Source organism: Companilactobacillus halodurans (assembly GCF_009600995.1).
Classification (GTDB): Bacteria; Bacillota; Bacilli; order Lactobacillales; family Lactobacillaceae; genus Companilactobacillus; species Companilactobacillus halodurans.
Map to the genome: position 1 here is coordinate 1 of NZ_VDFO01000054.1, position 13644 is coordinate 13644.

The 13644-nt window shown below is 35.2% G+C and carries 14 protein-coding genes and 1 riboswitch; all 14 genes read left to right on the plus strand.

Going from position 1 to position 13644, the window contains the following annotated elements:
- Window positions 1-227: 227 nt before the first annotated feature.
- The 14 genes from tmk (at window position 228) to cas1 (ending at window position 13599) form a co-directional block, all read left to right on the plus strand.
- Entirely contained in the window at window positions 228-878 is a 651-nt protein-coding gene (gene tmk / locus FHL05_RS11455) for a dTMP kinase (RefSeq protein WP_153385158.1), read from the plus strand.
- A gap of 2 nt (window positions 879-880) precedes the next feature.
- On the plus strand, window positions 881-1207 hold the full coding sequence (locus tag FHL05_RS11460; RefSeq protein WP_153385159.1) for a cyclic-di-AMP receptor: 327 nt from the start codon (window positions 881-883) through the stop codon (window positions 1205-1207).
- Between the two features lie 2 nt (window positions 1208-1209).
- Complete coding sequence (locus tag FHL05_RS11465; RefSeq protein ID WP_153522758.1) at window positions 1210-2163, plus strand: DNA polymerase III subunit delta'; 954 nt, start codon at window positions 1210-1212, stop codon at window positions 2161-2163.
- An 11-nt stretch (window positions 2164-2174) separates the two neighbouring features.
- Window positions 2175-2537 (plus strand): initiation control protein YabA, encoded by a 363-nt coding sequence (locus FHL05_RS11470; protein ID WP_153385161.1) that lies wholly within the window; start codon window positions 2175-2177, stop codon window positions 2535-2537.
- A gap of 14 nt (window positions 2538-2551) precedes the next feature.
- Window positions 2552-3427, plus strand: coding sequence for a 16S rRNA (cytidine(1402)-2'-O)-methyltransferase (gene rsmI, locus FHL05_RS11475; RefSeq protein WP_153385162.1), 876 nt, complete (start codon window positions 2552-2554; stop codon window positions 3425-3427).
- Window positions 3427-4170: an acyl-ACP thioesterase domain-containing protein gene (locus tag FHL05_RS11480; protein WP_162000300.1), complete on the plus strand. Its 744-nt coding sequence runs from the start codon at window positions 3427-3429 to the stop codon at window positions 4168-4170. The genes rsmI and FHL05_RS11480 overlap by 1 nt, the downstream gene beginning before the upstream one ends.
- A gap of 63 nt (window positions 4171-4233) precedes the next feature.
- Window positions 4234-4328: riboswitch (THF riboswitch) on the plus strand.
- Window positions 4329-4386: 58 nt separating this feature from the next.
- Window positions 4387-4914: a folate family ECF transporter S component gene (locus tag FHL05_RS11485; RefSeq protein WP_153385163.1), complete on the plus strand. Its 528-nt coding sequence runs from the start codon at window positions 4387-4389 to the stop codon at window positions 4912-4914.
- Between the two features lie 65 nt (window positions 4915-4979).
- Window positions 4980-5702 (plus strand): tRNA (adenosine(37)-N6)-threonylcarbamoyltransferase complex dimerization subunit type 1 TsaB, encoded by a 723-nt coding sequence (gene tsaB / locus FHL05_RS11490; protein WP_153522760.1) that lies wholly within the window; start codon window positions 4980-4982, stop codon window positions 5700-5702.
- Window positions 5671-6216 carry a ribosomal protein S18-alanine N-acetyltransferase gene (gene rimI, locus FHL05_RS11495; protein WP_238333964.1) on the plus strand — a complete coding sequence of 182 codons (546 nt, stop codon included), beginning with the start codon at window positions 5671-5673 and terminating at the stop codon, window positions 6214-6216. Before tsaB ends, rimI begins: the two co-directional genes overlap by 32 nt.
- A 10-nt stretch (window positions 6217-6226) precedes the next feature.
- Window positions 6227-7249 carry a tRNA (adenosine(37)-N6)-threonylcarbamoyltransferase complex transferase subunit TsaD gene (gene tsaD, locus FHL05_RS11500; RefSeq protein ID WP_337692530.1) on the plus strand — a complete coding sequence of 341 codons (1023 nt, stop codon included), beginning with the start codon at window positions 6227-6229 and terminating at the stop codon, window positions 7247-7249.
- A gap of 115 nt (window positions 7250-7364) precedes the next feature.
- Window positions 7365-7631 (plus strand): ACT domain-containing protein, encoded by a 267-nt coding sequence (locus FHL05_RS11505; protein ID WP_153385165.1) that lies wholly within the window; start codon window positions 7365-7367, stop codon window positions 7629-7631.
- Between the two features lie 9 nt (window positions 7632-7640).
- A complete protein-coding gene (locus FHL05_RS11510; protein WP_153385166.1) occupies window positions 7641-8984 on the plus strand; it encodes a PFL family protein in 1344 nt (447 codons plus the stop codon).
- Window positions 8985-9166: 182 nt separating this feature from the next.
- Entirely contained in the window at window positions 9167-12565 is a 3399-nt protein-coding gene (cas9, locus tag FHL05_RS11515) for a type II CRISPR RNA-guided endonuclease Cas9 (RefSeq protein ID WP_153385167.1), read from the plus strand.
- A 182-nt stretch (window positions 12566-12747) separates the two neighbouring features.
- The gene (gene cas1, locus FHL05_RS11520) at window positions 12748-13599 is read left to right on the plus strand and encodes a type II CRISPR-associated endonuclease Cas1 (RefSeq protein WP_153522762.1); all 852 of its coding nucleotides are present in this window, start codon (window positions 12748-12750) and stop codon (window positions 13597-13599) included.
- The last annotated feature ends 45 nt before the right edge of the window (window positions 13600-13644 follow it).

Genomic DNA, 13644 nt, shown 5'->3' on the forward strand with positions numbered 1-13644 from the left:
AACATCTAAAGGGCATGAATGGTGTCCTTTTTTGGTGTTCTTAAATGGTTATTACTAATAAATGGTATACAAAAATAAAGTTGATGGCAAAATACCTATCAACTTTATTTATCGTACAGCCATAATTATCAGTCATAGTCCTTTTTTGAAACAGTGATTGCTTTAGAAAGTTTCATTTATTCTTGATTTCAAGTAAAATAGTAGTAACCATTAGGAGAATTAATTATATGTCAGGAATATTTATATCATTTGAAGGACCAGATGGAGCCGGTAAAACAACAGCTCTCAAGAAATTAATGCCACTTTTACAAGAAAAGACGAACAAAGAAATCGTACTTTCACGAGAACCAGGTGGCAGTTCCATTTCCGAAAAGATTCGTAAAATAATTTTGGATATTCATGATGAAGAAATGGATCCAAGAACAGAAGCACTTTTGTATGCAGCGTCTAGACGTCAGCATTTAATCGATGTTATTTTGCCAACCCTTGAAGCCGGTAAAATCATGCTCAGCGACCGTTTTGTCGATAGCTCGATTGCCTATCAAGGCGGTGGTCGTGAGATTGGTACTGAAGCTGTTTCTAAAATCAACGATTTTGCCATCGACGGACATTTGCCAGACTTGACGATTTACTTTGATATTTCGCCGGAAGTGGGATTATCAAGAATTAGAAAAGACCATGAGGGTCAGATGGATCGTTTGGAAAAGGAAAAACTGGATTTTCACAAGCGAGTTCACGCGTCTTATTTGGAAATAGTCAAAAATAATCCAGAACGAATCGTTACGATCGATGCTGACCAGGTACCAGAAAAAGTGGTAGCTGACGCATTAGAAGCTATTTTAAAGAGATTTCCAGAGATATTTAACGAAGGAGAATAACCATGAAATTAATTGTAGCCATAATTCAAGATAAGGACAGTCAACAATTACAAACCCAGCTTGTTAAAGATGGATTTAGAGCTACGCAGCTACCTTCAACTGGTGGTTTTCTTAAGGCCGGTAACTGTACTTTCTTGATTGGTGTCGATGATGAAAAAGTCGATGATGCCTTAGAAATCATCAAGAAAACTTGTCACACAAGATCACAATACGTTACGCCAACATTTCTTATGCCGGAAGCAGCTTCTAGCATGGGTGAACCAATTGAGGTTCAGGTTGGTGGAGCAACTTGTTTCATCGTACCTGTGGATAAATTTGTGAGATTTTAAAAATGGAGAATTTATTAGAAGAGCAGCCCAAAGTCGTGACTGAGTTTAAAAAAATAATTTCTTCAAAGATGTTATCGCATGCTTATTTGTTTGATAGTGCTTCATCAAAAATAAGACAGCAGATGGCTATTTGGCTTGCTCAAAGTCAATTTTGCGATAATTTGGTCGATGGAGCACCTGATCAAACTTGTCAAAAATGTCAGACGATTGCTTTGGGCGATAATCCCGATGTTTTAGAGGTCCAAACTGAAAAACAGAGCATTGGTGTCGACGATATTAAGTTTTTTAAAAAAGAAGCTAGTATGACAGCGACTCAAGGAAAACGCAGAATCCTAATCATCGATGAAGCTCAAAAGATGACTAATGCTGCCAGCAATAATCTGTTAAAGACGATTGAAGAACCTGAAGGCAATTTGATGATTATCCTCTTAGCCAGTTCAGCTAAACAATTGTTGCCGACGATTCAATCGCGTGTGCAAATTTTTCATTTGTCCAATCAAAGCAATGAAGATGAAATCAACAGTTTGGTTGCGCAAGGGTTTAAAAAAGAGCAGGCACAAAAAGCTCTAAAAGTGACTGATATCAAATATTTGGAAAATTTTTCGAGTGAAAAATACCAAAGTTTGGTGACAGCTATCTCAAATTGGTTAGGTGAAGCTAACAAACAAAAAATAAATTGCTTTATTGATGTACAGACTGATATCATGCCTTTAATCGAGAATAAGGATCACCAACATTTAGTATTCGATATGTTGAATCAAATTTTTAGTGATATATTATCAATTAGGTACAATTTGAAAAAATCAACATTGACGTCGGTGGATATCTTGTCAAATAAGAGTATCAAACGGCTGGTAAAAATGTCCGATGAGTTATTCACAGCCGAACAAATGTGGAAAAGTAATGTATCGTTTCAAGCTATTTTAGAAGATTTGTCATTAAAATTTGTGGATTAGTAGGTGAAATTATGGCAGAGAAGGATTTATATGATGAATTTGAAACACTCACAAGTCAACTAAATGATATTAGTAAGAAAGTTTCTTTGCTTAAAGAAGAGTTATCCAGAAGTTTGGAAGAAAAAGAAGAGTTAAAGATGGAGAATCATAATCTTCGTAAGCATTTAGAAAAAATTGGTTATGAGGATAAAGATTTTAAAGGCAACACGCTTTCGGATTCACGTTTGAATCTTGAGAATTTGTATCGCAAAGGATTTCACGTTTGCCAACAATTCTATGGTACTCATAGAAAGAATAAAGAAGAATGCATCTTTTGTATGAATGTATTATATGGAAGCAACGGCAAAGGTAAGAGAAAAAAAGCTATTAGATAAGGGGAGCTATTTGAATGAAGGAACAAAGGAGTTTTGTTGATAATTCGAAGGGCTGCCTTTTTTTAGTGCCAACGCCAATTGGCAATTTAGAAGACATGACTTTTCGAGCTGTCGACACGTTAAAAGCAGTGGATTTAGTTGCTGCTGAAGACACCCGTAATACTAAGAATTTATTGAATCATTTTGAAATACCAACAGAATTAATAAGTTTTCATGAACATAATACTGCACAGCGTATTCCAGAATTAATTGAAAAAATGAATGATGGTGTAAAAATTGCCCAGGTCAGCGATGCAGGCGCACCTTCGATCAGTGACCCAGGTAAGGAATTGGTCAAAGCTGCTATTAAAGAAGATATTCCAGTAGTCCCATTACCAGGAGCCACTGCATCAGTCACAGCTTTAATTGCCTCAGGAATTGCACCGCAGCCATTTTATTTCTATGGATTTTTACCACGTAAGGGTAAGGAAAGAACTGAAGCTCTCTATGATTTGGCTAAGAGAAAAGAAACAACGATTGTTTATGAATCGCCTTATCGAGTTAAAAAAACAGTTCAGGATTTAATCGATAATTTTGGAGAAAATCGTCAGATTACTTTAGCTCGAGAATTGACGAAAATTCATGAAGCTTTCTTACGTGGAAGTCTGAAACAGGTTGCACAGTATTATCAAGAAAATGATCCCAAAGGCGAATATGTTTTGATAATTGCTGGTAAACCAGAAGAAGTTGCCACAAAAGTTCAATCAAACGATGAATTGATTACAGCAGTGGATAAATTAGTTGACCAAGGAAAAAAGCCCAATAAGGCCATTAAAGAAGTCGCCAATCACAACGGCTTAAAGAAACAAGATGTTTATAACCTTTATCACGGAATTGGAGAAGAAGAATAGTGGCAGAAAGAGAAACATTTTCATTAGAACAAGAAGTACCTTATTATTTTGCCAATTTAACTGGTGACATTCGGATGTCAGCCTTGATTGACTTATTGCTTTTGACCTCAGAAAAACAACTGCACCAAGCTGATGCTGACAGTACCGAAATGGTGCAAAATAATGGCTTAGGCTGGGTTGTTGTCCAATACCATATGGACATTAAGCAAATGCCAAAGTTAGGTCAGAAGTTAAAAATCACTACGCAAGCAACGACTTATAATAAGTACTTTTTCTATCGTGATTTTTGGGTTGAAGATGAAGCTGGCAATAAGATAGTTACTGCTAACAGTGCTTTTGTTTTGATTGATCTCAAAGAGCGTAAGATTGTCAGTGCCACCGATAGATTGGATAATAAATTTGGTGCAGAAGAAGTCAACAAAATTCAACGTTTTGCTCGTTTGAGAGAACCTAAGGATTATGACTTCGAGCAAGCTCAACACATCGGTTATTACAATATTGATGTTAATAAACATGTTAATAATTCATATTATTTTGATTGGATGATTGACACCTTAAATCTTGATTTCATTGCTACTCATCATATCAAGACGATGGATATTAAATATGAAAAAGAATTGAATATCAATAGTAAGCCAGTCGCATTTGCTAAAGTAGATAATACGAACAATAAATCTATTCATTGGATTAAGAGTGGTGAAGTACTGAACGTTATAGCTGAATTCACATGGGAAAATAAATAATTTACAGCAAAACTACTTGTTTACTGAAAGAAAAGTGATACTATATACAGGTACTAAAAAATATTTGGGGTAGGATTCAAGGCGTCAAGTGCCGATGGAACGGAATGTGAACGTCGGACAAAGAGTTTTCTCGCGATCTTGTTTCCGCATTCGCCACTTTATATATGTCTCTTTTTGCCTATATCTGGTGGCAGCTCCGTTTAGGAGATGTCGATTATGAACAGTAGTAGAAGTACCGTAATTAGCGTTCAAGAAATCACTTGGATGGCGTTGTTGATAGCATTACAAATGGTGTTATCGAAATTATCAATAGGTAGCAATACCCTCAAGGTAGGTTTCAGCTTTATCGCTATTGGATTGTTAGGTTATTATTTTGGACCATTTAAGGCAGCTATTGCCAACGTATTGGCTGATATCATCAGTAATACAGTTTTGCCATCAGCTGGCGGATTTTTCTGGGGATTCACATTCTCAGCTTTAGTTGCCGGAGTTATCTATGGATTCATGTTATACAACCATAAAGTTACGCTTTGGAGAGCTTTTGTAACAGTTTTCCTGATTACTTTAATTGTTAATACGGGTTTAAATACCTTGTGGATTCACATGATGACTAATGTACCGTACATAGCTTTGTTGGTTCCAAGACTTGTAAAAGAGGCTTTCAGCTTGATTTATCAAACTGGTCTTTTATACATCGTGCTCAAATGGATTGATAATTCGAAATTTAAGAAAATCGGCTTGTAGGTCGATTTTTTTTTTGACTAAAATTTCTGTGTTAGAATAGGTTTTATTAAGAATGAGGGATAAATATGAAAATATTAGCTTTTGATACATCTAACAAGCCGCTATCCGTTGCTGTTGTAGTGGATGGTAAGACCTTGGCACATATTGAGTCGACTGAAAAAAAGACTCATAGTATTACAATTTTGCCAGATATTAAAAAAACTTTACAAGAATCTAATTTAACGATAAAAGATATTGATTTGATTGCTGTTGCTAAAGGACCTGGTTCTTATACTGGCGTCAGATTGGCTGTGACAGTGGCTAAGACTTTAGCTGATACTTTGGATAAGCCTTTAGTAGGAGTTTCTAGTTTAGAAGTTCTGGCTGCTAATGGGGAAGAAAGCCATATTCTCGTACCATTGATGGATGCTAGAAATGACAATGCCTTTGCTGGCGTTTACCAAGTAAAGAATCAAAAATTAGAAAATATCAGTGAGGATCGTCACACATCAATGGCTGACCTGTTGGATTCCTTGCAAAAATATAATCAATCAGACTTAGAATTTATTAACGCTACACCTAGGTTACAAGAATTAATTCAAAATCAATTTCCTAATGCCAAAATTTTAAATAGTGAAAATTCATTGCCAGATGCCGCTAAATTAGCTAAGTTAGCCCAAACAACTAAACCAGTTGAAAATGTGGATGACTTTATACCAACTTACTTACGTTTAGCGCAAGCCGAACACGATTGGTATGCTAAAGGGCATAAGGACGATGGCAATGTTTCTTATGTTGAAGAAGTTTAGGAGCTTCTTTTCCAGCAAAACTCCGAAATTTGATTTTGAAGAGCAAGTAGTTACAGTAGAAGACCAAAAATTTGATTTAAGAAAAGCCCTTCCTAAAGACGCTATCGAGTATATGAAGATTCAAGAAACAATCTATCCGATACCAGTACCATGGCCAATGGATATCGTCGAAATGGAAATTGGCAATAAAAAAGCCTTATACCTATCACTCGTTGATGGGGAGGATGTCATTGCTTTTATTGGCATTGCCCTCAGTGACAAAGTTGAGTCGCATGTAACCAATTTAGCTGTGCACGTCGATTATCAAAAAATGGGAATCGGCCATTTATTGATGAATCAAGCCTTTAAATATTGTCGAGACCGTAAATTTAAAAAAATGTCTCTAGAAGTTGATGTGACCAACAAGCCGGCACTTGCGTTGTATGAAGCTTTTGGATTTAAAGTAAAAACAGTACATAAAAAGTATTATTTCAGAAATCATCACGACGCATTAGAAATGATGGTTGATTTGTAAGGAGAAAATTGTGAAAAAGGATACACTAATAATGTCATTTGAAAGTAGCTGCGATGAAACATCAGTAGCTATTATTAAAAATGGCAATGAAATATTATCTAACATCATTGCTACACAAATAAAGAGTCACCAACGATTTGGCGGCGTCGTACCCGAAGTTGCCAGTCGTCACCACGTTGAAGAAATCACAAAATGTATCAATTTAGCTTTAGACGAAGCTAAAGTTACGTATGCAGACCTTGATGCTGTAGCAGTAACTTACGGTCCTGGCTTAGTTGGTTCATTATTGATTGGCATCATGGCTGCAAAGACAATTGCTTTTGCTCATGATTTGCCTTTGATTAAAGTTAACCATTTAGCTGGACACATTTATTCAGCTAATTTTGTGGCCGATTTACAATATCCATTCATGTCGTTGTTGGTTTCAGGTGGACACACTGAGTTAGTCTTAGTAACAGCACCTGGAGAATTCCGTACGCTTGGCGATACACGTGATGACGCTGTTGGAGAAGCTTATGACAAAATCGGTCGCGTGTTGGGAATCAATTATCCAGCTGGAAAACAAGTTGACCAAATGGCTGCAGTTGGTAAGGATACATTTAACTTCCCAAGAGCAATGGTGCAAGAAGATAACCTCGACTTCAGTTTCAGTGGTTTGAAGAGTGCCTTCATTAATACTGTTCACCATGCTGATCAAGTGCATGAAGAGTTGGATAAAAATGATTTAGCTGCTAGTTTTCAAGGCGCAGTACTCGATATCTTGAGTAACAAGACCTTTAGAGCTTTGAAACAACATCCAGTTAAGCAGTTAGTTGTTGGCGGGGGCGTTTCAGCTAACCAAGGATTGCGCAAACGTTTGGCTGCAGAAATCAAGAAACGCAATTTGGATTTGGAATTGATTTTCCCACCATTAAGACTTTGTGGCGATAACGCGGCGATGATCGGTGCAATGGCGCAAATCCAATATGACAAACAAGATTTTGCTGATTTAGACTTGAATGCTGATCCTAGTTTAGATTTTGATATGGAATAAGAATAATTATACGAAGAGATTATGAGATAATTCTTAATCTCTTTTTAATTTGCCTTGTTTGAGATTAAAACTTCGTTTATGATTATTACAAACTTTATGAAAACGAGGGATCACTATGAAGGCAATTCTGACAGTATTAGGTCATGACCATGTAGGTATCGTAGCGAAGGTTTCTAATAAATTAGCAGAACTTAATGTTAATATTATTGATATTTCGCAAACTTTAATGCATGAGAATTTTACCATGATGATGATGGTGACATTAGATGATGCCACTAACTTTGATACGGTTCAAAGTAATTTAAAAGATTTAAGCAAAGAAACTGGTTTGGATATTCGTATTCAACGCCAAGAAATTTTTGATGCAATTCAAAAACTTTAGGAGGGTCCCATGGAAACTAATTCGATTTTAGAAACAATTGATATGATTTCTAAAGAAAAACTAGATATTAGGACAATTACAATGGGGATTTCCTTATTTGATTGTATCGATAGCGATGGTAAAAAGGCTCGTCAAAAAATTTATGATAAATTGACGACTAAGGCAAAAGACTTAGTTAAGGTAGCTAATAAGATTGAAACTGAATACGGTATTCCCATCGTCAATAAACGAATTTCAGTGACGCCAATTTCAATGATTGCGGCGGCTTCAGATGATAAAGATTATGTCGCTTATGCTAAGACGATGGATAAGGCAGCTCAAGATATTGGAGTTGACTTGATTGGTGGCTTTTCAGCATTAGTTCAAAAGGGCTATCAAACTGGCGACACTAAATTGATTGCATCTATTCCAGAAGCTTTAGCTCAAACCAGTAGAGTCTGTAGTTCGGTCAACGTTGGTTCAACTCGCTCAGGGATAAATCTTGATGCGGTTAAACAAATGGGAACAGTTATCAAAGATTTGGCCAAAGATGATCCGGTTAATTGTATGAGCTTAGTTGTTTTCGCCAATGCGGTTGAGGACAATCCCTTTATGGCGGGGGCGTTTCATGGCGTTGGAGAGGCCGACTGCGTAATTAACGTTGGTATCAGTGGCCCTGGCGTGGTCAAAACAGCTTTGGAACATGTCAAAGGACAACCAATCGATGTTGTTTCTGAAACTATCAAGAAGACGACTTTTAAGGTAACTAGAATGGGTCAATTCGTTGGAAACATTGCTTCAAAAGCTCTCGGCGTTCCTTTTGGCATTGTTGACTTGTCGCTAGCGCCTACTCCTAACGAAGGGGACTCTGTTGCTGAAATCTTGGAAGAGATTGGCTTAGAAAGCGTTGGTGCTCCAGGAACTACTGCTGCTTTGGCATTATTGAACGATGCTGTTAAAAAGGGTGGCGTCATGGCTTGTGAACACGTTGGTGGTTTATCAGGTGCCTTTATTCCTATTTCAGAAGATAATGAAATGATCCGTGCTGTCAGTGCTGGTAATTTGAATATTGAAAAACTTGAAGCAATGACTGCTGTTTGTTCAGTTGGTTTAGATATGATTGCCATTCCTGGCGATACGACTGCGGAAACAATCAGTGGGATGATTGCTGATGAAGCTTCAATTGGTGTCATCAATAATAAGACGACTGCTGTTAGAATCATTCCCGCTACTGGCAAGAGCGTTGGGGATGAAGTTGAATTTGGAGGACTCTTTGGAAAAGCTCCCGTTATGGCAGTTAATACTAATAGTCCAGCTGATTTTATTCACCGTGGTGGAAGAATTCCTTCACCTATTCACTCGTTTAAAAACTAGAATAAATTAGAAAAGCCTCAAGAATCAGTTTTGAAACTGGTTTTTGAGGTTTTTATTTGGCTGGAAAAATATTGAATTAAGTACAAAATGTCTATAAAAAGGCTCCGAATTAGAAATCAATATGATATATTTTAGTTAGTGATTTATTTAATTTGTATTGATATTGAAGCGGGGATATAAAAATGACAGATAGAATTAGTTTAGGATTAGATATTGGTGTTGCATCGGTCGGATTTAGTGTTTTGGATATCGATAAGGGGAAAGTACTTGAATTAGGCTCAAGACTGTTCAATTCTAAAATTGCTGAAGAGAATCAAACACGTCGTGACATGCGAGGTTCGAGAAGACTTTTGAATCGGAATAAGCAACGTCGTGAAGATACAGCTAAGTTATTTGAACGATTTGGTTTAATGCCTAATTTTAACAAAAATGATTATTTTGAAGAATTTAATGATAATTTAAATCCTTATGAATTAAGAGTTAAGGGCTTAATGCAACAGTTAACTAAAAAAGAGTTAGCGCAAAGTCTGTATCATCTAGTTAAACGTCGAGGAATCAGTTATGACTTGAAAGATGCTGACGTTGAAGGCGATAGTTCAGGAACTGATTATTCAGCCAGTTTAAGAATAAATAATCAAGAATTGAAGTCTCAAACTCCTGCACAAATTCAATTGGATAGATTGAATAAATTGGGTGCCGTTCGTGGTAAAGTCGTTGTTGGCAATGACGTGGAGCAACAAAAGGTGTTATTGAATGTTTTTCCCAACAAAGCTTACGAAAAAGAAGCCAAACAGATTATTCAAAAACAGCGTGAATTTTATCCAGAAATTTTGACTGATCAATTTGAAAAAGATTATTGTGAAATTTTAACTAGAAAAAGAGATTATTTTGTCGGTCCGGGAAGTCCCAAAGCAAGAACCGATTATGGAATTTACAAAAAAGATGGCAGAACGCTAAATAATTTATTTGAAGAACTAATTGGACACGATAAAATTTATCCAGAAGAATTGAGAGCTTCAGCTGCTTCATACACCGCTCAATTATTTAATGTTTTAAATGACTTAAATAATTTAAGAATCTTGAATTATGAAGATGAAAAATTAACCAAAGAAGATAAAGAAAAAATAATTTCTGAGTTGAAGACTAGCGTTAAAACTGTCAGCATGATTCCTTTGATTAAAAAAATAACTGGTTGCGAAAAGGAAGATATTAAGGGATTTAGAACTGATTCCAAAGATAAGCCAGAAATCAGCTCGATGAAAATCTACCGAAAAGTGCATAAAGATTTCTTGAACCAAGGGATTGATATTAGTGATTGGCCAGTCGATTTTCTTAATCGATTAAGTTTTATCTTGACATTAAATACCGAAAACGGTGAAATCAGAAAGCAACTCAATAATCAATTAGCTCCTGATTTTGATTTCTTAGATGCTGATTTGATTCAGACAATAATCAATCATAAAGATAGTTTTGAAATCAAAACGAATAATAAGTGGCATCGTTTTTCTGTTAAGACAATGAATCGTTTGATTCCAGAGATGATAGAACGTCCAATTGAACAAATGACATTGTTGAATGAACTAGGGCTAGTCAAAAAAGATACCAAACGATTTAAAGATGACAAATATTTGCCATATAGAGAAATAATGCAAGATATTTTTAATCCGGTTGCTGCCAAGTCAGTTCGTGAAGCCTTGAAAATTGTTAATGCTGTTTTGAAAAAGTATGGTCATATCGACTATTTAGTTGTAGAAATGCCTCGAGATAAAAATCTTAAAGAAGAAAAAGATAACATCGAAGCCTTTCAAAAAGAAAATAAGAATAAAAAAGATCAAGCCTATCAAGAATTCGTTGCTTCAATTGGTAATGAAAAGACTGTTAAAATTGCTTTGAGTAAGAGTCGAAAATTACAAACAGAAATTAGACTCTGGTATCAACAAGATAAAATTGATCCATATAATAACCAACCGATTCATGCAATCGATTTGATTGAAAATCCTGATAAGTTTGAAATTGACCATATTATTCCACAATCGATTTCATTTGATGATAGTTTGAACAATAAGACGCTTTGTTTTGCATCCATGAATCAAATTAAGGCACAAAAAACGCCATTTGAATTTATGAATGAGGGTCATGGATTAAACTTTGACACTTTCAAAACCATTATTTTGAAAAATAAAAAATTCGGTAAAAATAAACGTCAAAACTATTTGTTCTCTGAAAATGTCAGCGATATTGAAACCAGAAAGAGATTTATTTCGAGAAACTTAGTTGATACTAGATATTCATCTCGAGTAGTTTTGAATAGCTTACAAGAATTTTTCAAAGAAAAAGATGGAGATACCAAAGTCACAGTTATTCGTGGAAAATTCACATCTAATATGAGAAAACACTGGCATATTGATAAAACTAGAGATACCTTCCATCATCATGCAATTGATGCTTCAATCATCGCTTCAACGCCATTCTTAAATATTTGGAAAAAATCAGGCAGTATTTTCCCAGTTAAGGTCAATGAAGAGTCCATTGATATTGAAACTGGAGAAATTTTAGACGATAAGGAATTTGATAAGAATCTGTATGAGCAACCATACAATGGTTTTGTTTCTGAAATAATGAATGCAGATGATCGAATTAAATTCTCACATCAAGTTGATAAGAAGACGAACCGTAAAGTTAGTGATGCCACAATTTACTCCACACGTTCAGGCCAACTTGCAAAGGATAAAAAGCCATCAGAATATATTGTGGCAAAAGTAAAGGATATTTATTCGACCGATGGCTACAAAGCCTTTGATAAAGTTTATAAAAAAGACAAAACTAAATTCTTATTAGCTAAATATGACCCTAGAAGTTTTGAACGTCTTGAAAAGATATTGGAACAATATCCTGATAAAATCGATCAAGTTCAAAATAATGGGAAAGTTAAGTCAGTTGCAATCAGTCCGTTTGAACTTTATCGTCGTGATCACGGGATGGTTCAAAAGTACTCCAAGAAAGGCAATGGTCCTGTAATTAAACAACTCAAGTATTTGGATAAGAAATTGGGTTCTCATATTGATATCACGCCTAAGAATGCTAATAACAAACATGTAATTTTACAGTCTTTAAAACCTTGGAGAACTGATGTTTATCTCAACCATGAAACTGGTGAATATGAAATCATGGGTATTAAATATTCAGATTTGAAATTCAATAGTCAAGAAGGATATGGCATAAAGAAGGGGAAGTACTTAGAAATAAAGCAAAGAGAAAAAGTTGCTGATGATTCAGAGTTTATGTTTAGTTTGTACAGAAAAGATAGGATTAAAGTTCAAAATACGGAAACTGATGAGTCAGTGGAATTATTGTTCTGGTCCCGTACAATGGATTCACAGAAAGGATATGTGGAATTAAAACCTATAAGTAGATTTGATAATGGAGAAACGATTTATCCAATATATGGTCATACTAAAGGACGACTATTAAAAAGGTTAGTTCCCAAAAATTGTAAAATATGGAAAGCAAACACTGATATATTAGGCAATCCATTCTATATAAAAAAAGAGACAGATAGTCCTAAAAATATACTTGATTAATGTTTCACATGTGATATTATTCTATATGTAAGGGACGCCTTATATGTTTGAACGTTCATTCGCTTAAAGTTTTAGTTTTATCGTTTCTAAATCTTTAAGGATCTACAAAAATAAGGATTTATTCCGAATTTACCACCTATTTTAAATAGGTGGTTTTTTTTTCGAAAATTGGAGGTGAATTAATGGCATGGCGAATAGTTCATATTAAAGAAGGAGATATCTTAAGGTTGCGCCTGGACAATTTAGAAGTCAGAAAAAAAGAAGACAAAGTTTATATCCCTCTGTCTGATATTACAATGGTTGTTTTGGAAGGAAATCGCACAACGATTACAACTAAATTACTATCAAGTTTAAGCCAAAATAATATTGGATTAGTAATTTGTGATGATAAGTATTTACCCGTTGGTATCTATCTACCCTATGGCCAATATCATCACTATTCAAAAAGAGTTATCAAACAAGCATCTTGGAGTGATGAACAAAAAGGAGAGCTTTGGAAAGAAGTTGTTGGCCAAAAGATTACTAATCAAATTGCTTATGCCAGATATTATGGTGTTTCTGAAGAACGTCTAGATTTAATGGAATCTCTAGTAAATGAATTAAAAAGCGGAGATTCAACTAATCGAGAAGGACATGTGGCCAAAGTCTATTTTGATTCGCTTTATGGTAATGATTTCACTCGTGGCGACGATAATGTTATAAACTCAGCAATGAATTTTGGATATGCCATAGTCAGATCTTGTATGGCTAGAATAGTAGTTGGTAATGGATTAGTGACGATGTTAGGTATTTTTCATCGTAATGAGTTCAATAGTTTTAATCTAGTTGATGATTTGATGGAACCGTATCGTCCTTTGATGGATTATTGGGTTAATAAGTATGTTCTTAATGATAAGGACTATTTAGATTATGAATCGAGATTAAAAATAATTGAATTCATGAATCAAGAAATAACCGAAAATTACAAGAACAAGTTAGCCACTTGTCCAAAAATAAATACGAAATATATCAGTACCAGAAAAGTACATTTCTAAACTCCACAGAAACTAGTGAATAGTTCCCGTGGAGTTTTGTAGTTT